The organism is Herbiconiux sp. VKM Ac-2851 (assembly GCF_013205105.1).
GTDB lineage: Bacteria > Actinomycetota > Actinomycetes > Actinomycetales > Microbacteriaceae > Herbiconiux > Herbiconiux flava.
In genome coordinates, this window is the sequence record NZ_JABMLJ010000003.1 from 366,659 (window position 1) to 386,887 (window position 20,229).

Consider the following 20,229-nt stretch of genomic DNA (forward strand, 5'->3'; position numbering starts at 1 on the left):
CGGCGGATGCGCGGCCGAATCCACCCCCGACACCGGCGCAGGCGCGGCCGAATCCACCACCGACACCGACCGGCAGGCGGCTGAACCGGCCCTAGTCCTCGTCGTCGACCCAGGCCCCGCGCCCCTGCGCGGCAAGCGTCGCCGCCCGCTCCGCGAGCCGCCGCCGGACATCCGCCTGAGCCTCCTGCACGAACGCCGGGTCGAGCGGCGCCGTCGCCGCATGCGGTGAACCGTGCTTGGCGGCGATGTACGCATCGAGCTCGGGCCCCGACTCGTAGGACGTGATGAGGCAGTACCGCGGCTCGGGCCCCTTCTGCCAGACAGCGTGCCAGAACCGCTGGGTGTCGACGATCAGCTGCGCCCCGGCCGGCAGCGCGATGCGCACCTCGGTCTCGGGGTCGAAGCGGTCCTCGCGCAGGATGAGGAACGAGTCCTTGTCGTCGGAGAGGTTGAAGAACCCGCGCACGATCCACCCGGTGCCGTCGGGGTTCAGGCGGTTGTTGTCGTCCTGGTGCAGGTTGTAGAGCGCCGTGGCGTAGCTGTTGGGCTGCAGTTCGATCACGCGGCAGCGGCCGATGTTCGCCCCGGGCTCCTCGGCGCGCGCCTTGAGGATCGGCGCCTTGACGACATTGGCGGGCACCCAGACGCCGTCCTTGTCGGTGCGCGGCGGCGTGTGGTTCCAGAACCCGTTGCACTCCATCTCGCCGGCCGCGCTGGCGAGCGGCGCGAACCGCGTGTCTCCCGACGACTTCCAGGCCACGTACTCGAGGTCGAGCCACTCCTTCGGGTCTTTCGACTGGTCGTAGGAGTCGAGAACGACGTAGCCGGTCTCCTCGAGTGCCGCGGATCGGATGTAGCTCATCGGGGAATGGGCCCTTTCGTTCAGGGAACTCGACCGCAGAGCGCCGCGCCGACGGCCGGCGGATCTACTTAGGCAAGGCTAACACGCGGTCCGTTCAGCATCCGGGCGTAAACTGGCGGCACTGGTGATGCAGGCAGGAGACCCCACCCCACGACCAGCACCGACACTCTCGACCTAGGAGGCGACTTTGAGCGATGACGTATCCGGAGCCCCCCACCTCGAAACCGTGCTGCGCCGTGCCAGCAAACACCCGATCGCGCTCGACCGCGACGACCTCGTCCTGCGCAAGGGTCAGCTGACCCTCCTCAACGGGCATTCGACGCCGCGGGAGTCGATGATCGACGACCTGTTCTTCGTCGCCGACGCCCTCGATGCGGCGCACATCCCGTTCCTGCTCGTCCGCGGCAACGACGAGCGCCCGGTGCTCGCGGTGATGTGGGGCGACCGCAAGCGCGCCAAGGCGGCCCTGATCGAGCGGATGAGCAGCGAGCCCTTCTACTCCAAGGCCCCCGGTGCCCCGGCGGTGCTGGTCGCCGACGGCCGGCTCTCGCGCGACCCCAAGGCCCGCGTGCTCCGTCTCTACCGGCCCCGCATCGAGCCCATCGGCCGTCTGCGCTACGGGGCGTCATCCGCTGTGCAGCTGGAGTTCTGGAAGCGCGAGGGCAACGTCGTCGAGGCGCCGGTCGAGAACTCGCTGACCCGCCGCACCATCCCGATCGACGAGATGGTCGAGACCACCGTCGAGATCTACGGCCGCACCTGGACGACGATCGAGGGCATGTTCAACGAGCTCGCCAGCGACGTCGACTTCGACATCGACATGGTGTTCTCCTGGGTCGACGGCACGGCCATCGAGTTCCAGCGCGCCCGCGCCCGCCGCATGGCGAACTACGTGGTGGGTGAGGGCGACGACTCCGAGGCCCGCTACCGGCAGATCGACGAGCTGAAGTACGCCCTGCGCAGCGTCTACATGTTCGCACCGTGGGTGCGCAACATCTACATCGCGACCGACTCGCCGAAGCCCGACTGGCTGGGCGACGACCCGCGCGTCACGATCATGCCGAGCGAGGCCTTCTTCAAGGACCTGTCGAACCTGCCGACCCACAACTCGCACGCCGTCGAGGCGCAGCTGCACCACATCCCGGGGATCAGCGAGCACTTCCTCTACTCCAACGACGACATGTTCTTCGGCCGTCCGGTCAGCCCCGACCTGTTCTTCTCGCCCGGCGGCATCACCAAGTTCGTCGAGGCCGACACCCGCATCGGGCTCGGCGCGAACGCCCTGCATCGCAGCGGCTTCGAGAACGCCGCGCGCGTCAACCGCGAGCTGCTGCAGCAGCGCTTCGGCCGCATCACCACGCGCCACCTCGAGCACTGTGCCGCACCGCTGCGCAAGAGCGTTCTGTTCGAGATGGAGGAGGAGTTCTCCGACGCCTTCGCCCGCACCGCGGCGAGCCCGTTCCGCTCGGCCACCGACATCTCGGTGACCAACTCGTTCTACCACTACTACGCGCTGCTCACCGGCCGCGCGGTCGTGCAGACGGATGCGCGGGTGCGCTACATCGAGACGACCCTGTTCTCGGCGCTGAAGGAGATGGACACGCTGCTGAAGAAGCGGTCGATGGACATGTTCTGCCTGAACGACGGCTCGAACCCCGAGATCGACGTCGAGACGCGCACGAGCGCCGTCATCTCGTTCCTCGAGCGCTACTTCCCGTTCCCCGCACCGTGGGAGAAGGCGGCGAGCGAGCCCGTCACGCTCCCGTCGGAAGAAGGATCGGCATCGTCATCGGCGGCTCTGGCGAGACCCGCGAGCTGACCGCGTCGGCGATCACGATGCCCTGGGCGTCGAGCCGGCGGCGCGTCTCCTCGGCCGTGATGTGGTCGAGCGTCGGGTGGCTGCCGACCGGCACGACCGAGTGCAGCACGGTGTGCTCGTAGACGTGCACCAGGTTGAAGGCCTGGGCGCCCGCGCGGCCCTTGGTGGCGCCGGGCTCGACGTTGAGGTCCTGGGTGTAGCAGGTGGCCGAGGCGACCGAGACGGGGATGCCCGCGAAGGTCGCGTTGGTCGAGTAGTGCAGGTGGCCCGCGATGATCGAGCGCACGTCCGAGCCCTCGAGCACCTCGGCGAGCCCGCGCTGGTCACGCAGCTCGACCGACACCGCGAGGTCGAGCACGCTCGGCACGGGTGGGTGGTGCATGGCGAGGATGGTGCCGTGCGGCGCCGGGAAGGCGAGCTCCTCGGCGAGCCAGTCGAGCTGGTCGCTCGAGACCTCACCGTGGTGGTGGCCCGGCACGGTGGAGTCGAGCGTGATGATGCGCAGCCCGTTGACGTCGTAGACGCGGTCGACGCTCCGATCGGTCGGCACCTCGCCGAACAGGCCCTCGCGGAAGGAGGCCCGGTCGTCGTGGTTGCCCATCACCCAGATGACCTCGGCCCCGAGCCGCGCGGCGGCCGGCTCGACGATCGCGCGGAGCCGGCTGTAGGCATCCGGTTCGCCCTTGTCGGCCAGATCGCCGGTGAAGATGATGGCCTCGGGCCGCCCACCCGACGCCTCGAGCTCGTCGAAGACCTCGCGCAGATGGCGCTCGCTGTCGACGACTCCGTAGAGCTTGTTCCCCCCTGCCAGCAGATGGGTGTCGCTCAGGTGCAGGAGGAAATGGTTCGGCCTCGGGTACTCGGCCGTTCTGTAGGTCACTGGGACTTCCATTCGGTGAGGTGCGGGCCTCCGGGGTGAGGTCCGTCCGTCGTGCAATCCGACTCAAGCACGCCAATCTGAACGCGAAGCGAACATCCGGCAGTGAGTCGGAGATCGATTCTCCCCTCGCAGATGGACGGCCGACAGCCCCCTTGTCGGGGTCAGCTGCTGCTCTCCCGATCGTGATGCTGCTTCAGGATGCGCTCGTTCAGGTATGAGACGACGGTGGCGGTGGTCACCCCCACGATCACGACGCCCCCGAACATCAGGATCACGGCGAGCACCCGCCCCGTCGCCGTGACGGGGTAGACGTCGCCGTAGCCGACCGTCGCGATGGTCACGCAGGCCCACCAGACCGCGTCGCCGAAGGTGGTGATCGTCGCCCCCGGGGCCGCGCGTTCGGCCTGCAGCACCGCGAGCGAGATCGAGTAGACGAACAGCGCCACGAACAGCGCGGCGTGCAGCGCCACCGTGGTTCGCACCGCACTGCCGCTGCGCCGGTGGAAGAACGGCACGTCCCTCAGCTTCCGCAGCAGGATGAGCGGCCGCAGCACCGGCACCACCACGTAGAGCAGGTCGGGCAGCGAGGTGCGCACGAAGGCGCCCTTCCGCCGGGCGAGGGCGAAGCGGATGGCGTAGTCGCCGAGGAACACGGCCCAGGTGCCCGCGATCACCAGGTTCAGCGCGGCGACCGCACCGCGGGGCAACCCGGTGGCGAGCACCAGCACGGAGTACGCGACGAGGAACAGCAGCGACAGGCCGGCCAGCGGCGCGGACGTGGCCGTCTCCCAGCGGCGCCGCCGCGCATCCTCGCCGCCCCCTGGCCGATCGTGCCGCTCCTGGTCGAGCATGCCGCCCCCTCGTCGCCGTCTGGGCCCAGGATGGCACGCACCGGCCCCGATTGGCGAGACGCGGCGCGCTCGCGTACACTCGTCCCCGGTACCGTGTCCGAGCGGCCGAAGGTGCAACTCTCGAAAAGTTGTGTGGGGGAGACTCCACCGTGGGTTCAAATCCCACCGGTACCGCCACCGAGAGCCCCTGCTGAGCAGGGGCTTTCGTCATGTCCGGGGGTCGCACTGCCCCGCGCCGGTGGCGGCAGCGGTTGCCGCGGCGGCGGCCCGGACTCGTTCGGTGTGGCGCCGGACGCGGTTGCGGTTGCCGCAGTCGGCGGCGACGCACCACCGGCGGTTGTGCCGGGGGGAGCCGTCGATGAAGACCCAGCCGCACTCCTCGTCGGCGCACTGGCGCACAGCCTCCGGGTGGGTGCCGGTCAGGACATCGACGGCGGCGAGGGCCAGGCGGCGGCGGGGGAGGGCGAGGTCGACGTCGAACTGCCAGCCGCTCGGAGGTTCGAGGCGTGCCGCGGCGATCGCCTCCGTGTACTGCGCGGCGACGACGGCGGCGGCTTGCGCGTCGGGACCGTCGTCTGCCGGTAATGCCGCGCGGTAGAGCTGCTCGCGGAGGTCCCGCACTTTCCGGAACTCTCGATCGGCGCGCGCCGGGTCGGCGTCTGCCAGCGTGATCAGGGTCTGCCGGGCGGTCTCGTCGACGAAGCCGAACTGCACCGCCCACGCCAGCACGTCGTCGTAGTCGCGCAGGTGGTCGATCCGTCGATCGTCACTCAGCCGCCAGCTGACCGTGTTGATCAGGTCGAGAGCGGCGTGCCCGGCGATGGCCGAGTAGGGCCGCCTGCGTGAGTCAGGGAAATCGCCCATGGTCGATGCTAACGCGTCTTTGATCTGTCGCCCGTTAGTGACTTGTGCCAGTCTGAAACGCATGAACAGGCGATCACGCATTAGCGAACCGTGGCGCTCCGACTTCCGGCGATTCTGGTCGGCGGAGGCGACGTCGCTCACGGGGGAGCAGATCCGTGAGTTCGCGATACCTCTTCTGGCCATCACGGTGCTTGGCGCATCCGCTGCCGATCTCGGCGTGATCGGCCTCGTGCAGTGGCTGCCGTTCCTGCTGCTCGCGCTGCCGCTCGGCGTGATCGCCGACCGGAGTCGGCGCCGACGGCTGATCGTCGTCAGCCAGTGGTCGCGCGCGGTTCTGATGCTGACGGTCGTGATCGCCGCAGTGCTCGGTGCGCTCTCCCTCCCGCTGCTGGTCGGACTCGTGGCTGCGCTCGGAGCCTTCGCGGTGCTCTACGAGGTCTGCTACCAGTCCGTGGTGCCGTCCCTGGTGCCGCAGCCGGCGCTCCAGGGTGCGAACGCGAGGCTGCAGGCCACCGCCTCGGCCGCCGAGATCGGGGGGCCGGGGATCGCCGGGGTGCTCGCTCAGGTGTTCGGCGCGCCGGCCGCCCTGGCGGTGACCACGATCGGGTACCTCGTGTCGGGGAGCGCTGTGGCGAGCATCCGCACCCCGGAGCCTTCGCCCGAGACCGCGCCCGCGCCCGTGTCGACCCGCGGACGCCGCCAGGGTGCAGATTTCGTCGACGAGCTGCGCGAAGGCATCAGGCACGTCGTGCACGACCGATACCTGCTCGCGAACGTCGGCTTCTCGGCTCTCTACAACCCGTTCGCGCAGTGGATCGTGGTGCTCTTCACGCTGCACTGCATCCGGGTGCTCGGACTCGACGCGGGCCAGATCGGGCTCGTCTTCTCGCTGGGCGCGGCGGGGGCGCTCGCCGCGGCGGCGATGACGCCGGTTCTGACGCGGCGGTTCCGGGCCGGGCGGGTGCTGCTGTGCTGCGCGGCCGTCGAGTGCGGTGTGCTCCTGATCATCCCGCTGGTCGACGCGAGCTGGGGCACTCCGGCGATCATCGCGGTCCTCGCCGGGGTCTGGGCGCTGAACGGGGCGGGGACCGGTGTCTCGAGTGTGCTGCTGGTGACCATCCGGCAGCTGCGCACCCCGTCGTGGCTGCTCGGGCGCGTGAACGCCTCGATGCGCACGGTGACCTACGGCACCATCTCGATCGGGGCGCTGGCGGGCGGGCTCGCCGGGGAGTGGCTCGGGACGCGGGCCGGGATCGCGCTCGGGGCGGGGCTGTGTCTGGGGACGGTGGTGTGGGTGGCGCTGTCGCCGCTCGCCCGCATCCGGGACATCGACGAGCTGGCGGTGGTGTAGCCGTCGGGCCGGGCGTCGATCGGCGGCGCCCCGCGCCCCGGACGGGCGGGGTCGCGCGCGCCCCGCGGGCCTAGGCTCGACGCCATGACGACTGATCGGCGCCTCGAGCCGCTGCTCGAGCAGTACGACTGGGCGGTCGAGCGGCTGCTCACCCGCCTCGCCGGCCCCGCGAGCGACTCGGGTGACGGCAGCCCCGTCGAGGTGCCGGCGCTGAGCGACACCGAGTACCTCTGGGAGCCGGTGGCCGCCTGCTGGTCGGTCCGCCGGCGCAGCGACGGCCCCGGCCCGGGTGCGGTCAAGCTGATCGGCGCGGGCGAGTGGGGCCGCGACGGCGCGCCCGAGAGCCCGTGGCCGCCGCCCTTCACGACGATCGCCTGGCGGCTCGACCACGTGTCCGAGACGCTCATCGGCCGAGCGAGTCACCTCGGTGGCGACCGGATGTTCGACCGGGCGTCCTACGAACCGCGACCCGATGCGGCCGGTGCGATCGAGCGGTTCCGCGAGGGTGCCGCCGACTGGCGGCGGGCGATGGTCGGGGTCGACGAGGCCGACTACGACCGCACGGGACTCAGCAGCTACCCGTACGGCAGCGACGCCGACGAGACGTTCTTGTCGATCGTCTGGTGGCAGAACCAGGAGATCCTGCACCACGGCGCCGAGATCGCGCTCCTCCGCGATCTGTACGCGCATCGCGCAGGCGCAGCCGCAGGGGCCGGCGCGGCCGCAGCCGCAGGAGCCGGCGCGGGCCCAGGCGCAGGCGACCGCTACTGACCCTTCCGCCGCCGCGGCGCCGCCGAGCGGGGCGGATTCGCCCGCAGCTGACCGGCGGCCCGGCCCAGGATGCGCGCCAGCTCCTCGACGTCCGCATCCGTCAGCGCTGAGAACAGCAGCTCCCGCAGCGCCGCGACGTGCCCCGGGAACACGGTGTCGAGCACGTCCCGTCCGGCGTCGGTGATGGTCACGACGGTGCTCCGCTCGTCCTCGGGCGAGGGCCCCCGGGTGACGAGTCCGCGCTGCTCGAGCAGCTGCGCCTGGTAGGTCAGTCCGCTCCGGCTGTAGACGACGCCGTCGGCGAGGTCGGTCATCCTGAGTCGCCCGTCGGGAGCGTCGCCGAGGCGGGCGAGCAGCTGGAACTGCACGTAGCTGAGGTCGCCGGCGTCGCGCAGCTGCTTCTCGACGGAGTGGCGCAGCAGGCTGCTCACCTCGGTGAAGGCGAAGTACGCCTCGAGTTCGGTCGCGGTCAGCCCGCGTGATCGTTCGCCCATGGAGCACATTCTATGTTGCTTCGACTTCGAAGCAGTGCTACGGTCGCCTTACTGCTTCGAACTCGAAGCAACTGACGAAAGGATCAGATCATGAAGGCAGTGCGTTTTCACCAGGTCGGTGGCCCCGAGGTGCTCCGTGCCGAGGAGATCGAGAAGCCCGAGCCGAGGGCCGGCCAGGTTCGGCTGCGCGTCGCGGCCTCGGCTTTCAGTGCCGCCGATGCCGGCATGCGGGGCGGGTTCCTGCCGATCCCGGTCGTGCTGCCGCACGTGCCGGGCTACGACGTCTCAGGGGTCGTCGACGCGCTCGGCGACGGGGTCGAGGGTGTCGCCGTGGGTGACGCGGTGATCGCGTTCCTCCCCATGGAGCGCGACGGGGGCGCCGCCGACTACGTCATCGCCCCGGCGGAGGCGGTCGTGGCCGCGCCGACGAGCATCCCGCTCACCGACGCGGCCGCCCTGCCCTCGGTCGCGCTGACCGCGTGGCAGGCACTGTTCGACGACGGCCGGCTCGAGGCCGGTCAGCGGCTGCTCATCGTGGGCGCCGGGGGAGTCGTGGGCAAGTACGCCGTGCAGCTCGCGAAGCGCGCCGGGGTGCACGTCATCGCTACGGCGAGCCCCCGCAGCATCGACGCGGTGCGGGCCGCGGGCGCCGACGAGATCGTCGACCACACGGCCGCCGACCTGCTCACGGCCGTCGACGGCCAGGTCGACGTGCTGCTGAACCTCTCCCCCATCGACCCCGAGCGCTTCGCCGCGCTGGTGGCGCTCGTGCGCGACGGCGGCGCGGTCGTCAGCACCACCGCGTTCATGGCCACCCCGGGCGACGCCGACCGCGACGTGCGCGCCGCGACCGTCTTCGTGCTGCCGAACCGGGAGCGGCTCGCCGCACTGGTCGCCCTCGTCGACTCCGGCGAGCTCACGGTCGAGGTCACCCGCCGCATCCCGCTGGCCGAGCTGCCCGCGCTGCACGCCGAGGCCGCCGAGGGTCCGGTCTCGGGCAAGGTGATCGTGCTCCCCGAGTGAGGGGCGGGCATCCGCTGCTCGGTTCGGGGCGGGCGAGCGGATGCGCGCTGCGCCCCCGCGCGGACAACGCCCTTCGCGCGCAAACCTCGCGCGCACCGCGCTCACGCCTCGCGCCTCGCGCACGCCCCGCGGGCCTCGCGCAGCCCTCGCGCCATGGCGTCACTCGTGCTCGGGCAGCAGCGGAGCATCCAGCCCCGGATCGCGGTCGAGCTGCACCGCCCGCGCGACCGACGCGGCGCCGAACCGGTCGCGCACCGCGTCGAGCACGGTGTCGAGCCGCGCCTGGTCGTTCCAGTCGATGGGCAGCTCGGGCGGAAGGCTGTCGGCGTGGGCGAGCTGGGCGAGCGAGATGCCGATCAGCGTGATGCCGCGGGCCGCGATCTCAGGCCGGGATGCCGCGAGCAGCTCACGCGCCACCTCGAGCAGCACGGTGGTGCGATCGGTCGGCCGCACGGTGCGGGATCGGGTGGCCTTCGCGTAGTCGCCGAAGCGCAGCCGCAGCACCACCGTGCGGCAGACCCGGTCGCCGTCGCGCAGGCGCCGGGCCAGGCGGTCGACGATCTGGGTGAGGAAGAGGTCGAGCTCCTCGTCGCTGCGGGGCTTCGTGCCGAGCGCGCGCTGCGAGCCGATGGACGCCCGGCGCCGCGTGCCGTCGACCGGCCGCGGGTCGCGCAGCCGCGCCAGCGCGTGCAGGTGCGCCCCCGCCGCGCGCCCGAGCAGCCGCTCGGCGGTGGCCTCCTCGAGCTCGGCGAGCTGCCCGACCGTGGTGATGCCGAGCCGGTGCAGCTTCTCTGCGGTGACGGCGCCGACTCCCCACAGTCGTTCGACGGGCAGCGGCAGCAGGAACTCCTGCTCGCGCTCGGGTTCGACGACGAGCAGCCCGTCGGGCTTGCAGACCGCGCTGGCGACCTTGGCGAGGAACTTCGTGCGCGCCACCCCCACCGAGATCGCCAGCCCGGCCTCGACGCGCACCCGCTCGCGCAGTCGCACGGCCACCTGCTCGGGCGACCCGGCGAGCCGCCGCAGGCCCCCGACTTCGAGGAACGCCTCGTCGATCGACAGCCCCTCCACGAGCGGCGTCGTGTCGCGGAAGATCGCGAACACCGCCCTGCTGGCCGCCGAGTACGCCTCCATGCGCGGATGCACGAACACCGCGTCGGGGCACAGCTCACGCGCCTGGCGGCCGCCCATGGCGGTGCGAACGCCGCGCGCCTTGGCCTCGTAGCTCGCCGCGAGCACCACCCCGCCGCCCACGATCACGGGCCGCCCCCGCAGCTCGGGCGAATCCCGCTGCTCGACCGAGGCGTAGAACGCATCGAGGTCGGCATGCAGCACACTCGCCTCGCCCCGCATCTCGCCCTCCTCCCCGCTCGCCGCCTCCGCCGATCGTCCCACCCACCCCCGACATCCCCTCGCCGCGCATTACAAGCAAATCGGGCTAATATCCGAAAAGCTTGTATCATGACTTCATGACCCCGGATGTCGGACTGGCCCTGCTCCACGACGTCGGTAACGACGCCGGCTTCTCGGTCGAGCCCACTCAGGCAGGGCTGGCCAGAGTCACCTCTCACGGGTTCACCCGAACGGCTCGCATCCGAGCGGCGGCCGTTCCCCCGAATCCTGCACGGGTCGGGCGCGAACTCTCCGAGGTCGGAGAGGCCGAAGCGCTCCTCTACGTCGTCCCGAGACTGACCGCGTCGCTTCGGCAGGTCGCCCTGGCCGACGCGCGCCTCATCGTCGCGGCGGTCGACGAGGGACGCGTCGTCGTCGACCGCCACGAATGGAACGACGGCGAGATCGAGCCGCCTCCCCGTGTGCCTCGGGGCCGGAAGCCCTGGGGCCGGCTCGCAGTCGCCCGCGCGCTCCTCCGCACCTCCAGACCTCGTTCGCAGGCGGAGTTGGCGGCCGAATCGGGCATCACCCAGCAGGCGGTCGCCGCAGCGGTGCGAACCCTCGCACCGCTCGGTGTGACCCGTGCAGCCCGTGGCTGGACGGCGGGAGACCCGGGACTGCTGTGGGATTCGTTCCTCACCGAATATCCGGGCCCCGGTGGCCTCCGCCGCCGATGGGTCGCTGCTGCCGATCTCGTCTCCCAGGTGAGCCGTGCTCGGGAGGCCGGCCGGCGAGCAGGTGTCGAGACACTGGTCTCGGGCGACGTGGCCGCCGACGAACAGGCTCCGCTCCGGCGGCCCCTGACGGCCGTCCTCTACTCGCTGACCGATCTCGATCTCTCCGCCCGGTCCGTGCCGGTAGTCGGTGACGACGACTGGACCGTGTCCGTCGTCGTCCCGGAAGACCCGACCGTCTTCGCCATCGCCCGAGCCTGGCAACCCGGTGCCGATCGCGCATCCGTCACCGATCCGGTGATGACGGCGTGGGAGATCTCGCGGTCACGAGGGGCCGAACGAGACGAAGCCGTCGCGGAGCTGAAGCGACGAGTGCTCCTGGAACGGCAGGGCGGATGATCCGGGCGTCGGCCGTCGTGCCGTGCACGTCGAACGCCGACGACCTCGCCTTCGAGTCGCTGGCGGATGCGGTCGCGGCCACCGACGGCCTCGCCGGAGCCCGCGTGGTCGGCGGGCACATGGTCGGACTGCTGCTGTCCGCCTTCCCGGTGCCGGGCCTGGTCGTGCGGCGAACTGTCGATGCCGACTCGGGGATCAGCACCGAGATCGCTGCCGGCGACATCGTCGTCGCTCGGCTCGGCGATCTGGGCTACGCGGCGTCGGCCGGCAATCGCTTCGAGCGGAACGGCCGCACGATCGATCTGCTCGTCGAGTCGCCCGACGCCCTCTTCCGGGCGCGGGAGATCGGCGGGCGGCAGTTCGACGCGACTCCCGGCCTCGGCCTGGCCCTCCAATCCGAACCCATCGAGGTGGTGACGACCGTGGTGTTCACCGACGGCTCCGACCGGGAGCTGCTCGTCCGAGTCCCGACGGTCGAGATCGCGACGGTTCTCAAGTCGTACGCCCTGCGGCACCGGATGGCGGCGAAGGACCTGGCCGACCTGCACCACCTGCTCGAGATCCGCGATCGTCACGGAGCCGAGGCGATCGGGGGGTGGAAGCTCGACCGTGAACCGGCCGCGGGCCGTCGTCTCGACGCGGCTCGGGTGCTCCGGGCGATCACCCGACGCGACTCACGATTCGCGACGGCCGGCGTCTCGCCGGAGCGCTTCATCGCCCTCGTGCGGGAGCATGTCGCCCCGGTGTGACGGCGGTCAGTCCAGGGCGCGCTCCAGGAGCGCCGGGAAGGTGGGGGCGTCGAGGCGGGTGACGCGGCCGTCGTGGCGGTAGGCGCGCCACGACGAGGCCGCGAGCTCGTGGATGGTGAAGAGCGGCGTGGTCGCGTACCGGGTGACGCGGAAGAGCGTCCAGACCCGCGGGTGCAGCACCGCGAGCGTGAAGCGCTCGCCGTCGAAGGAGAAGTCGAGCGAGCCGTCGGAGGGCGCGGCGGCGGGGAGGGCGGAGGTGTCGATGGTCGGGTTGTCCTGCAACATGTCCATGCCCGAGACGCTACGCACGCGAACCGAACCCGACCCGAACCCGGCCCGAACGAGACCTTAACGCGCGGCGAGGACCCGGTGCCGCCCCGAAGGCAGCCCGGGTGCGCCGGTGCGCAGCGAGAACCCGGTGCCGCCGCGAAGGCAACCCGGGTGCGCCGACGTGCGCGAAGGAGCACAGTGGCGCCATGGAGTTCGTGCAGGAGTGGTTCGGCACCGCCCACTACGAGTTCGCCCGCCAGGTGCTGCAGCGCGGCGTCGCGGCCCTCTACCTGATCGCGTTCATCTCGACCTGGCGCCAGTTCCCGGCACTGCTGGGCGAGCACGGGCTCCTCCCCGCCAGACACTTCCTGAAGACCCGAGGCCGCAGGCAGATCACCCTCTTCCGCTGGCGTTACAGCGACCGGATGCTCAAACTGCTCTGCGCGGCCGGTGCCCTCATTGCAGCCGCCCTCGTCGCCGGCCTCCCGCAGCTGGGCCCGCCGTGGCTGCCGATGGTCGCGTTCCTCGCGATCTGGTTCGGCTACCTCTCCGTCGTGAACATCGGCCAGACCTTCTACGGCTTCGGCTGGGAGACCCTGCTCTGCGAGGCCGGCTTCCTCGTGGCGTTCCTCGGGTCGAACGAGGTGGCGCCGAGCATCCTGACCATCGTGATCGTGCGCTGGCTGGTGTTCCGGCTCGAGTTCGGCGCCGGCATGATCAAGATGCGCGGCGACCGCTCGTGGCGCGACCTCACCGCGCTCTACTACCACCACGAGACGCAGCCGATGCCGAACGCGTTCAGCCGCCTCGCGCACCTGCTGCCGAAACCGGTGCACCGCCTCGAGGTGCTCGGCAACCACGTGGCGCAGCTCGTCGTGCCGTTCTTCCTGTTCGCGCCGCAGCCGGTCGCCTCGGTCGCGGCGGCGGTCGTCATCGTCACGCAGCTCTGGCTCGTGCTGACCGGCAACTTCGCCTGGCTGAACGTGATCACGATCGTGCTGGCGTTCTCGGCCGTGTCCGACGAGGCGGTGCACGCGCTCGTGCCCGCGATCCCCGCCGCGACCACCTACCCGGATGACCCGGCGCCGCTGTACTGGGTGGTGATCGTGCTGGCCGCATCCGCTCTGGTCGTCGTGCTCAGCGGGAAGCCGCTCGCGAACCTGTTCTCGAAGCATCAGCGCATGAACGCGAGCTGGAACCGCTGGCACCTCGTCAACTCCTACGGCGCCTTCGGCTCGGTCACGCAGGAGCGCTACGAGGTGATCATCGAGGGCTCCACCGCCGATCGGCCGCTCAGCGACGCCGACTGGCTGCCCTACGAGTTCACGGGCAAGCCGGGTGACGTGCGCCGGCGCTCGCCGCAGATCGCGCCCTACCAACTGCGCCTGGATTGGCTGATGTGGTTCCTCGCCCTCGGCTCACCCGACAGCGGCTGGTTCCGGATGCTCGTGCAGCGCCTCCTCGAAGCCGACCGTCCGACGCTGAAGCTGCTCCGCGCCGACCCCTTCGACGGTGCGCGCCCCACCTGGATCCGCGCCCGCCTCTTCCTCTACCGCTTCGCCACCCGCGCCGAGAGGAAGGCCACCGGCCAGTGGTGGATGCGCGAGGAGGCGGGCGAGCTCCTGCCCCCGAGCCGCCTGCGGAGGTGAGGCGGGGGCCGGTCGGCGCGAGCCGATGCCCGTCCCGGCCGCGCACTCCGCAACCGCGCCTAGACTGGCAGGCCATGCAGTGCTCCTACTTCGACGCCGGCATCTGCCGCTCGTGCACACTGCTCGACCAGTCCTACGCCGAGCAGCTCGCGGGCAAGGAGCGGCGCAGCCGCGAGCTGCTGGCCGCCTTCCCCGACGCCGAATGGCTGCCGTCCGCTGCGAGTGCGCAAGAGGGCTTCCGCAACAAGGCGAAGATGGTCGTCGGCGGCACGGTCGACGCTCCGACGCTCGGCATCCTCGACGAGCGGCGTCGCGGCGTCGACCTCTCGCGCTGCCCGCTCTGCACCGACGGCATCCTGGCCGCGATGCCCGCATTGACGGCGTTCGTCACCGCAGCACGGCTGGAGCCGTACGATGTGCCCGCTCGCCGGGGTGAATTGAAGTACGTGCTCGTCACCGAGTCGCCCGACGGCGAGCTGATGGTGCGCTTCGTGGTGCGCGACGAGCAGGTGCTGCCGCGCATCCGTCGCGAACTGCCCGCCCTGCAGCGCGCGCTGCCGAACGCCGTGGTGGTGTCGGTGAACCTGCAGCCCGAGCACAAGGCGATCGTCGAGGGGGAGCGCGAGATCGTGCTGACCGACCGCGAGACGCTGCCGATGCGGCTCGGTGCGGTGACGCTGAGCCTCAGGCCGCAGAGCTTCTTCCAGACCAACACGGCCATCGCGATCGAGCTCTACGCCCAGGCCCGCGCCTGGATCGACGAGGTCGACCCCGCCTCGCTCTGGGACCTCTACTGCGGTGTCGGCGGCTTCGCCCTGCACGCCGCGGTGCCGCTGAGGCGTTCGCTGCTGGCGGGGGTGACGGATGCGCGGCCCGCGCCGCCCGCATCGACCACCTCGGCCGCCGACCGCCCGCGCGACGTCGTGGGCATCGAGGTCAGCCCCGAAGCCGTCGTCGCCGCCCGCGAGACCGCCGCCGCCCTCGGACTCGACCGGGTGCGCTTCGAGGCGGCCGACGCCACCGCCTTCGCACTCGCGGCGACCGAGCCGCCCGAGCTCGTGCTCGTGAACCCGCCCCGGCGCGGCATCGGCGCCGACCTCGCCGGCTGGCTCGAGGGCTCGGGGGTGCGGCACGTCGTCTACTCCAGCTGCAACCCCGTCACCCTCGCGTCGGATCTCGCGGCGATGCCGTCGTTCACCGTGCGCCGCGCCCGGCTGTTCGACATGTTCCCGAACACCGCGCACGTCGAGGTGATCACCCTTCTGGAGCGGGTGGCCTGACCGGTCCGCGACGCGCCAGCACGCTCGCCGCGTGACCGAGGGCGCGTCGGGACTCGGGCGTGAACGTCGCCCCCACGAAGTCGTGGAAGCCGCCGCGGTAGAGGCGCAGCTCGACCGCCGAGGGGGCGGGACGGGCATCCTGAGCCGGTGGCGGCTGCCGCCTGGCCAGCTGCTCGGCCTTCCGGGCGAATCGTCTCGCGTCGGCCGCGAACACGTCGTGCGTGCCTTGGTACACGAAGGTCGGGGGCAGCCGCTCGAGCGAGTCGTTCAGCGGGCTGACCAGGCGGCCCGCGATGTCGCCGCCTCGGGTCCAGAGCTCTGCGCAGTGCACGAGGCCGGCTGCGGCGAGCGTCGGGTCGAGGCGTTCGAGGCGCGGCACGGCCGGGTTCGACATCGTGGCGTCGAGCCAGGGGGAGAAGAGCAGCAGCCCGTCGGGCAGCTCGCCGCCGCGGTCGCGCCGCACGATGGTGTGGGCGAGGGCGAGCCCAGCGCCCGCGGAGTCGCCCGCGACGAAGACCTCGCGGCCCGCGGCGCGGCGCCGCACGTCGACCATCACCGAGTCGAGGAAGGGCAGCGCCTCGCTCAGCGAGTGCTCGGGAGCGCGCGGGTAGAGCGGCACGGTGACGGTGACGCCGCTCAGCACGATCAGCCGGTCGATGATCCACCAGTGCGCCTTCTGCAGCGGGAAGACATAGGCGCCGCCGTGCAGGTAGACGAGCTCGGGGGCTCCCGGGCGGCCGCGGCGCGGCGTCAGCGTCAGCACCGGCACGCCGAGCACGGTCTCCTCGCTCACCTCGCAGCGCCGGCGGAGCGCCCGCGTGAGAGGAGCCGGCGGCCGGCGGGTCGCGATGGCGGCGTCGATCCGCTCAGCTGAACGGAAGCGGTTCGGCGTCAGGCGCAGCAGCGAGCGCGTGAGCAGCATCGACAGCGACATGGGCTACTTCGCCTGTTCGACGCCCAGCACGTTGCCGTCGGGATCGGTGATCCAGGCCACCCAGGCCGAGCCCTGGTCGGCGATGCCGTTCACCGTGGTGATCTCGTCGGTGTCGTATTCCTCAGGCGCGATGCCGCGCTCGCGCAGCCAGGCGACCTCGGCTTCGAGGTCGTCGACCCGCCAGGACGCCTGGGTCTGGGTGTCCTTCGTTCCGGTGGTGCTCAGCGAGGCCTTGAGGCGGGTGGCTCCGGTCTGGAAGGCGATGGTCGAGTCGTCCTCGTCGACGATCGCGAGCTGGAGCTTCTGGCCGTAGAACTCGCGCGCGTGCTCGAGGTCCTTCACGAGCAGCACGACGTCGATGGGGTGGGTTCCGAGCATGGGGGCCTCCTGGTGATGCGTGTCGTTGCTCCAGCCTGTCCCGGTCGGGGCGTCGCGCCAAGCGTTCGGGGGCGGCCGGGGCCACTCGGAGCCACTCGGAGCCGGTCGGCTACCGCGCCGCGCCAAGCGTTCGGGGGCGCGGCTCCGAACACCAGGGGAACATCGACCTCAGGAGGCCGCCATGGGTGCCGTGGACAGCAACGACACGAAGAAGACCCGCACGCACGTGCCGCGCAAGCGGTTCTGGCTCTATGCGGCGATCGCCGGCATCGTCAGCGCCGCAGCCCTGCTCGCGGTCGCCGAGGTGATCGCCCTCGTGGTCGCCCGCGACGGCAGCCCGGTGCTCGCGGTCGGAGCATTCGTGATCGACATCGTGCCCCGCTGGGCCAAGGAGTTCGCGATCGAGACCTTCGGCGCCAACGACAAGATCTTCCTGCTCGGCTCGATCGGCTTCGCGGTGGTCGTCGCCGCCGCCCTCGCCGGCGTGCTGCAGCTGGCGAAGCGCCCGCTCGGTCTCGTGCTGTTCGGGCTGGCCGGCGTGCTGGCGATCGCCGCGATCGTCACCCGCACCGGCGCCACCCCGTTCGCGTCGGTGCCCACGATCATCGGAGCCGCCGCCGGCATCGTGCTGCTGCACCTTCTGGTGCGGCGTCTGGCCCGCTGGCGCGACGACGTGCGGGCTGCGGCCGCCGCGACGACGGCTCCGGATGCGCGTGACTACGCCCGGCCCTCGGCCGACGACGCTCAGGCCACTGCCGGTGCTGCCGCCGCCTCCACCCCGGCCGGCGCCTCCACCCCGGCCGGCGCCTCCACCCCGGCCGGCGCCTCCACCGCTGACGGCTCCGCCGGCGCCCCTGCCCCGCGCGCCGTGGGCGTCGACCGCCGCCGCTTCCTCGTCGGCACCCTCGTGGTCGCCGCCGCCTCGGCCGTGGTCGGAACCGGAGCCCGTCTCGTCTCGGCGGCCACCTCGTCGCTCGCCGGCATCCGGGACTCGCTCTCGCTGCCGACCGCGAAGTCGATGGTGGACGTGCCCGCGGGTGCCGAGCTGGACATCGACGGCATCACGCCGCTCTACACCTCGAACGCCGACTTCTACCGCGTCGACACCGCCCTCACGGTGCCGCAGGTCGACCCGGCGACGTGGAGCCTGAAGATCACGGGCATGGTCGACAAGGAGGTCACTCTGAGCTTCCAGGACCTCGTGAACATGGGCCTCGACGAGTACTCGATCACCATGACCTGCGTCTCGAACGAGGTCGGCGGAGGGCTCGTGGGCACGGCGAAGTGGCTCGGTGTGCCGATCCGCGACGTGCTCGCGATGGCCGGGCCGCAGTCGGGCGCCGACATGGTGCTCTCCAAGAGCGTCGACGGGTACACCGCCAGCACCCCGCTCGAGGCGGTCACCGACGACAACCGCGAGGCGATCTTCGCCGTGGCCATGAACGGCGAACCGCTGCCGTTCGAGCACGGCTTCCCGGTGCGCATGGTCGTGCCCGGCCTGTACGGGTACGTCTCGGCGACCAAGTGGGTCACCGAGATCAAGGTCACGACCTTCGAGGACGACGAGGCCTACTGGACCCCGCGCGGCTACGACGCCGAGGCGCCCATCAAGATGTCCTCGCGCATCGACACCCCGCGCGTCGACAAGCAGATCGGTGCCGGCCCGGCGAAGATCGCAGGCGTGGCCTGGGCCCAGACGGTCGGTATCGAGCGCGTCGAGGTCTCCATCGACAACGGCGACTGGCAGGCGGCGACCCTCTCGACGCCGATCAACGCCGACACCTGGGTGCAGTGGTTCGTCGACTGGACGGCCACCACCGGCACCCACTACGTCGCCGTGCGGGCGGTCGACAAGGCCGGCAACACGCAGCTCGAGGAGCGCGCCCCGATCGCTCCGAACGGGTCGGCCGGCTGGCAGCGCACGCTCGTCACCGTGGTGTGAGGTGAGTCGGGCATCCGCTCGTCGTCGCTCGACCTCTTCCTGAGAGTCGCCTGATTCCGGATGCCCGGCGGAACGATCGGGGAAGAACGCTTGTTCTTCTCTATGACGCCGCAGCCAGCGACGCATTATCCGAGGAGTCCCCGTGACACAGGAGTACCAGGTAACCCCCGAGGCGCTCGCGCGCCTGACCCGGCAGCAGCGCCGGGTCACCCAGGACGACCAGACCGAGCCGGCCTTCCGGAACGAGTACTGGAACGACCACCGCCCCGGCATCTACGTGGACGTCGTCACCGGCGAGCCGCTCTTCGCCTCCACCGACAAGTACGACAGCGGATCGGGCTGGCCGAGCTTCACCGCTCCGATCGACCCGGACAACGTCGTGACGAAGACCGACCGCAGCTGGGGCATGGCTCGCACCGAGGCGCGGTCGGCGCACGGTGACAGCCACCTCGGGCACGTCTTCCCCGACGGCCCGCGCGAGACCGGCGGCCTGCGCTACTGCATCAACTCGGCGGCCCTCCGCTTCGTGGCTCTGGAGGAGCTCGAGGCCTCGGGGTACGGCGAGTTCGCCGCCCTGTTCAGCACCACCGATTCCGAGGAGATCTCCCGATGACCGACGCTTCTTCTTCCACTGCCGCTCCCACCGCTCGCGCCATCCTCGCCGGTGGCTGTTTCTGGGGCATGGAGGATCTGATCCGCCGCCGCCCCGGAGTGCTCGCCACCCGCGTCGGCTACACCGGCGGCGACCTGCCGAACGCCACCTACCGCCGGCACGGCACCCACGCCGAGGCGATCGAGATCACCTACGACCCGACCGTCACCGACTACCGCGCGATGCTGGAGTTCTTCTTCCAGATCCACGACCCGTCGACGAAGAACCGCCAGGGCAACGACGTCGGCACCAGCTACCGCTCGGGCATCTACTACCTCGACGAGGAGCAGCGCCGCGTGGCGGCCGACACCATCGCCGACGTGGACGCCTCGGGCATCTGGCCCGGCCCGGTGACCACCGAACTGGCCGCTGCCGGACCGTTCTGGGAGGCCGAGCCGGAGCACCAGGACTACCTCGAGCGCTACCCGAACGGCTACACCTGCCACTACGTTCGGCCCGGCTGGGTGCTGCCGCGGCGGTCGGCCTCGGCGGCCGGCGCCACCGCTCCCGCCTCCGTGTAGCACGCCGCTGACCGCTGTCAACGGGTGTCGGCCCTTGCCGCCCCGTCGATAGTCTCCTCAGCACAGCGGGGAGCGTCCCTTCATCCCGGTCGCTCCCCGCTTTCTCGCACTCCACGCCCCGAGCCGCCGCGCGGCCGCCGCTTGGCGTGTCGCACCTCGTCGCTGCATAGTGGACATTCGAACACATCTTCGAATATCCCGGAGCGCCTGATGAGTACGATCGACCTGACCGAGTTCGCCACCCTGTGGTTCACCGACGCCGTGCCCGCCCGCATGCTGTGGCAGGGTCGCCGCTGGCGGGTGAGCGATCGGCCCACCGAGCCCGAGGGGCTGTACTGGGGCACGCATGCCCCCGACTTCGCGGCCTGGCGCTTCCAGGCCACCGACGACGCCGGTCTCAGCCGGGTCTTCGACGTCATCCGCCCGAACGGGGCACCGCACTGGACGGTCGCCCACGTCTACGACTGACCGAGC

21 protein-coding genes and 1 tRNA gene are annotated in these 20,229 nt (G+C 71.3%); 13 read left to right on the forward strand and 9 right to left on the reverse strand.

Features of this window, described 5'->3' with window-relative positions; all coding sequences use genetic code 11:
• Positions 1 to 91: 91 nt before the first annotated feature.
• Entirely contained in the window at positions 92 to 862 is a 771-nt protein-coding gene (locus tag HQQ85_RS14785; RefSeq protein ID WP_173183287.1) for a hypothetical protein, read from the reverse strand.
• Positions 863 to 1,088: 226 nt separating this feature from the next.
• Between HQQ85_RS14785 and HQQ85_RS14790 the strand changes: the two genes are divergently transcribed.
• The gene (locus HQQ85_RS14790) at positions 1,089 to 2,681 is read left to right on the forward strand and encodes a stealth family protein (RefSeq protein WP_371741955.1); all 1,593 of its coding nucleotides are present in this window, start codon (positions 1,089 to 1,091) and stop codon (positions 2,679 to 2,681) included.
• Here HQQ85_RS14790 and HQQ85_RS14795 read toward each other — a convergent pair.
• Together HQQ85_RS14795 and HQQ85_RS14800 are read right to left on the reverse strand one after the other, a co-directional pair.
• Complete coding sequence (locus HQQ85_RS14795) at positions 2,617 to 3,561, reverse strand: phosphodiesterase (protein WP_371741921.1); 945 nt, start codon at positions 3,559 to 3,561, stop codon at positions 2,617 to 2,619. The genes HQQ85_RS14790 and HQQ85_RS14795 overlap by 65 nt on opposite strands.
• A 161-nt stretch (positions 3,562 to 3,722) precedes the next feature.
• Positions 3,723 to 4,412 (reverse strand): potassium channel family protein, encoded by a 690-nt coding sequence (locus HQQ85_RS14800; protein ID WP_173183289.1) that lies wholly within the window; start codon positions 4,410 to 4,412, stop codon positions 3,723 to 3,725.
• Between the two features lie 87 nt (positions 4,413 to 4,499).
• Between HQQ85_RS14800 and HQQ85_RS14805 the strand changes: the two genes are divergently transcribed.
• A tRNA-Ser gene (locus HQQ85_RS14805) sits at positions 4,500 to 4,589 on the forward strand.
• A gap of 30 nt (positions 4,590 to 4,619) precedes the next feature.
• Here HQQ85_RS14805 and HQQ85_RS14810 read toward each other — a convergent pair.
• The gene (locus HQQ85_RS14810) at positions 4,620 to 5,357 is read right to left on the reverse strand and encodes a CGNR zinc finger domain-containing protein (protein WP_173183290.1); all 738 of its coding nucleotides are present in this window, start codon (positions 5,355 to 5,357) and stop codon (positions 4,620 to 4,622) included.
• On the opposite strand from HQQ85_RS14810, the gene HQQ85_RS14815 reads away from it, so the two are divergent.
• Complete coding sequence (locus HQQ85_RS14815; protein WP_173183291.1) at positions 5,338 to 6,627, forward strand: MFS transporter; 1,290 nt, start codon at positions 5,338 to 5,340, stop codon at positions 6,625 to 6,627. The two genes, HQQ85_RS14810 and HQQ85_RS14815, sit on opposite strands and share 20 nt — an antisense overlap.
• Before the next feature lie 84 nt (positions 6,628 to 6,711).
• Complete coding sequence (locus HQQ85_RS14820) at positions 6,712 to 7,398, forward strand: DinB family protein (RefSeq protein WP_173183292.1); 687 nt, start codon at positions 6,712 to 6,714, stop codon at positions 7,396 to 7,398.
• On the opposite strand, the gene HQQ85_RS14825 is transcribed toward HQQ85_RS14820, so the two are convergent.
• Positions 7,392 to 7,892, reverse strand: a complete 501-nt coding sequence (locus tag HQQ85_RS14825; protein WP_173183293.1) for a MarR family winged helix-turn-helix transcriptional regulator — start codon at positions 7,890 to 7,892, stop codon at positions 7,392 to 7,394. The genes HQQ85_RS14820 and HQQ85_RS14825 overlap by 7 nt on opposite strands.
• A 90-nt stretch (positions 7,893 to 7,982) precedes the next feature.
• Here HQQ85_RS14825 and HQQ85_RS14830 point away from each other — a divergent pair, with 90 nt between their 5' ends.
• On the forward strand, positions 7,983 to 8,915 hold the full coding sequence (locus HQQ85_RS14830; RefSeq protein ID WP_173183294.1) for an NADP-dependent oxidoreductase: 933 nt from the start codon (positions 7,983 to 7,985) through the stop codon (positions 8,913 to 8,915).
• Between the two features lie 159 nt (positions 8,916 to 9,074).
• Here the strand turns inward: HQQ85_RS14830 and dinB are convergent, their stop codons facing one another.
• The gene (gene dinB / locus HQQ85_RS14835; RefSeq protein WP_173183938.1) at positions 9,075 to 10,268 is read right to left on the reverse strand and encodes a DNA polymerase IV; all 1,194 of its coding nucleotides are present in this window, start codon (positions 10,266 to 10,268) and stop codon (positions 9,075 to 9,077) included.
• 116 nt (positions 10,269 to 10,384) lie between these two features.
• Between dinB and HQQ85_RS14840 the strand changes: the two genes are divergently transcribed.
• Positions 10,385 to 11,380 (forward strand): hypothetical protein, encoded by a 996-nt coding sequence (locus tag HQQ85_RS14840; protein ID WP_173183295.1) that lies wholly within the window; start codon positions 10,385 to 10,387, stop codon positions 11,378 to 11,380.
• Positions 11,377 to 12,129, forward strand: a complete 753-nt coding sequence (locus tag HQQ85_RS14845; RefSeq protein WP_173183296.1) for a hypothetical protein — start codon at positions 11,377 to 11,379, stop codon at positions 12,127 to 12,129. The genes HQQ85_RS14840 and HQQ85_RS14845 overlap by 4 nt, the downstream gene beginning before the upstream one ends.
• 6 nt (positions 12,130 to 12,135) lie before the next feature.
• On the opposite strand, the gene HQQ85_RS14850 is transcribed toward HQQ85_RS14845, so the two are convergent.
• Positions 12,136 to 12,420, reverse strand: coding sequence for a hypothetical protein (locus HQQ85_RS14850; protein ID WP_173183297.1), 285 nt, complete (start codon positions 12,418 to 12,420; stop codon positions 12,136 to 12,138).
• Between the two features lie 185 nt (positions 12,421 to 12,605).
• On the opposite strand from HQQ85_RS14850, the gene HQQ85_RS14855 reads away from it, so the two are divergent.
• Positions 12,606 to 14,048, forward strand: a complete 1,443-nt coding sequence (locus HQQ85_RS14855; RefSeq protein WP_173183298.1) for a lipase maturation factor family protein — start codon at positions 12,606 to 12,608, stop codon at positions 14,046 to 14,048.
• Positions 14,049 to 14,122: 74 nt separating this feature from the next.
• A complete protein-coding gene (rlmC, locus tag HQQ85_RS14860; RefSeq protein ID WP_173183299.1) occupies positions 14,123 to 15,328 on the forward strand; it encodes a 23S rRNA (uracil(747)-C(5))-methyltransferase RlmC in 1,206 nt (401 codons plus the stop codon).
• On the opposite strand, the gene HQQ85_RS14865 is transcribed toward rlmC, so the two are convergent.
• Positions 15,303 to 16,262 carry an alpha/beta hydrolase gene (locus tag HQQ85_RS14865; protein ID WP_173183300.1) on the reverse strand — a complete coding sequence of 320 codons (960 nt, stop codon included), beginning with the start codon at positions 16,260 to 16,262 and terminating at the stop codon, positions 15,303 to 15,305. The genes rlmC and HQQ85_RS14865 overlap by 26 nt on opposite strands.
• Before the next feature lie 3 nt (positions 16,263 to 16,265).
• Positions 16,266 to 16,640, reverse strand: a complete 375-nt coding sequence (locus tag HQQ85_RS14870) for a VOC family protein (protein WP_173183301.1) — start codon at positions 16,638 to 16,640, stop codon at positions 16,266 to 16,268.
• Between the two features lie 181 nt (positions 16,641 to 16,821).
• On the opposite strand from HQQ85_RS14870, the gene HQQ85_RS14875 reads away from it, so the two are divergent.
• The 4 genes from HQQ85_RS14875 (at position 16,822) to HQQ85_RS14890 (ending at position 20,223) form a co-directional block, all read left to right on the forward strand.
• Positions 16,822 to 18,582: a molybdopterin-dependent oxidoreductase gene (locus HQQ85_RS14875; RefSeq protein WP_173183302.1), complete on the forward strand. Its 1,761-nt coding sequence runs from the start codon at positions 16,822 to 16,824 to the stop codon at positions 18,580 to 18,582.
• A 142-nt stretch (positions 18,583 to 18,724) separates the two neighbouring features.
• The gene (gene msrB, locus HQQ85_RS14880) at positions 18,725 to 19,195 is read left to right on the forward strand and encodes a peptide-methionine (R)-S-oxide reductase MsrB (protein WP_173183303.1); all 471 of its coding nucleotides are present in this window, start codon (positions 18,725 to 18,727) and stop codon (positions 19,193 to 19,195) included.
• Entirely contained in the window at positions 19,192 to 19,755 is a 564-nt protein-coding gene (gene msrA / locus HQQ85_RS14885) for a peptide-methionine (S)-S-oxide reductase MsrA (protein ID WP_173183304.1), read from the forward strand. Before msrB ends, msrA begins: the two co-directional genes overlap by 4 nt.
• Before the next feature lie 210 nt (positions 19,756 to 19,965).
• A complete protein-coding gene (locus HQQ85_RS14890; protein WP_173183305.1) occupies positions 19,966 to 20,223 on the forward strand; it encodes a hypothetical protein in 258 nt (85 codons plus the stop codon).
• The last annotated feature ends 6 nt before the right edge of the window (positions 20,224 to 20,229 follow it).

Bases quoted from the DNA above. Each gene is read 5' to 3' on its own strand.
- HQQ85_RS14785 (WP_173183287.1), bottom strand. From the start codon at position 862: ATGAGCTACATCCGATCCGCGGCACTCGAGGAGACCGGCTACGTCGTT.
- HQQ85_RS14800 (WP_173183289.1), bottom strand. From the start codon at position 4,412: ATGCTCGACCAGGAGCGGCACGATCGGCCAGGGGGCGGCGAGGATGCG.
- HQQ85_RS14815 (WP_173183291.1), top strand. From the start codon at position 5,338: ATGAACAGGCGATCACGCATTAGCGAACCGTGGCGCTCCGACTTCCGG.
- HQQ85_RS14810 (WP_173183290.1), bottom strand. From the start codon at position 5,357: ATGCGTGATCGCCTGTTCATGCGTTTCAGACTGGCACAAGTCACTAAC.
- HQQ85_RS14820 (WP_173183292.1), top strand. From the start codon at position 6,712: ATGACGACTGATCGGCGCCTCGAGCCGCTGCTCGAGCAGTACGACTGG.
- HQQ85_RS14825 (WP_173183293.1), bottom strand. From the start codon at position 7,892: ATGGGCGAACGATCACGCGGGCTGACCGCGACCGAACTCGAGGCGTAC.
- HQQ85_RS14830 (WP_173183294.1), top strand. From the start codon at position 7,983: ATGAAGGCAGTGCGTTTTCACCAGGTCGGTGGCCCCGAGGTGCTCCGT.
- dinB (WP_173183938.1), bottom strand. From the start codon at position 10,268: ATGCGGGGCGAGGCGAGTGTGCTGCATGCCGACCTCGATGCGTTCTAC.
- HQQ85_RS14840 (WP_173183295.1), top strand. From the start codon at position 10,385: ATGACCCCGGATGTCGGACTGGCCCTGCTCCACGACGTCGGTAACGAC.
- HQQ85_RS14845 (WP_173183296.1), top strand. From the start codon at position 11,377: ATGATCCGGGCGTCGGCCGTCGTGCCGTGCACGTCGAACGCCGACGAC.
- HQQ85_RS14850 (WP_173183297.1), bottom strand. From the start codon at position 12,420: ATGGACATGTTGCAGGACAACCCGACCATCGACACCTCCGCCCTCCCC.
- HQQ85_RS14855 (WP_173183298.1), top strand. From the start codon at position 12,606: ATGGAGTTCGTGCAGGAGTGGTTCGGCACCGCCCACTACGAGTTCGCC.
- rlmC (WP_173183299.1), top strand. From the start codon at position 14,123: ATGCAGTGCTCCTACTTCGACGCCGGCATCTGCCGCTCGTGCACACTG.
- HQQ85_RS14865 (WP_173183300.1), bottom strand. From the start codon at position 16,262: ATGTCGCTGTCGATGCTGCTCACGCGCTCGCTGCTGCGCCTGACGCCG.
- HQQ85_RS14870 (WP_173183301.1), bottom strand. From the start codon at position 16,640: ATGCTCGGAACCCACCCCATCGACGTCGTGCTGCTCGTGAAGGACCTC.
- HQQ85_RS14875 (WP_173183302.1), top strand. From the start codon at position 16,822: ATGGGTGCCGTGGACAGCAACGACACGAAGAAGACCCGCACGCACGTG.
- msrA (WP_173183304.1), top strand. From the start codon at position 19,192: ATGACCGACGCTTCTTCTTCCACTGCCGCTCCCACCGCTCGCGCCATC.
- HQQ85_RS14890 (WP_173183305.1), top strand. From the start codon at position 19,966: ATGAGTACGATCGACCTGACCGAGTTCGCCACCCTGTGGTTCACCGAC.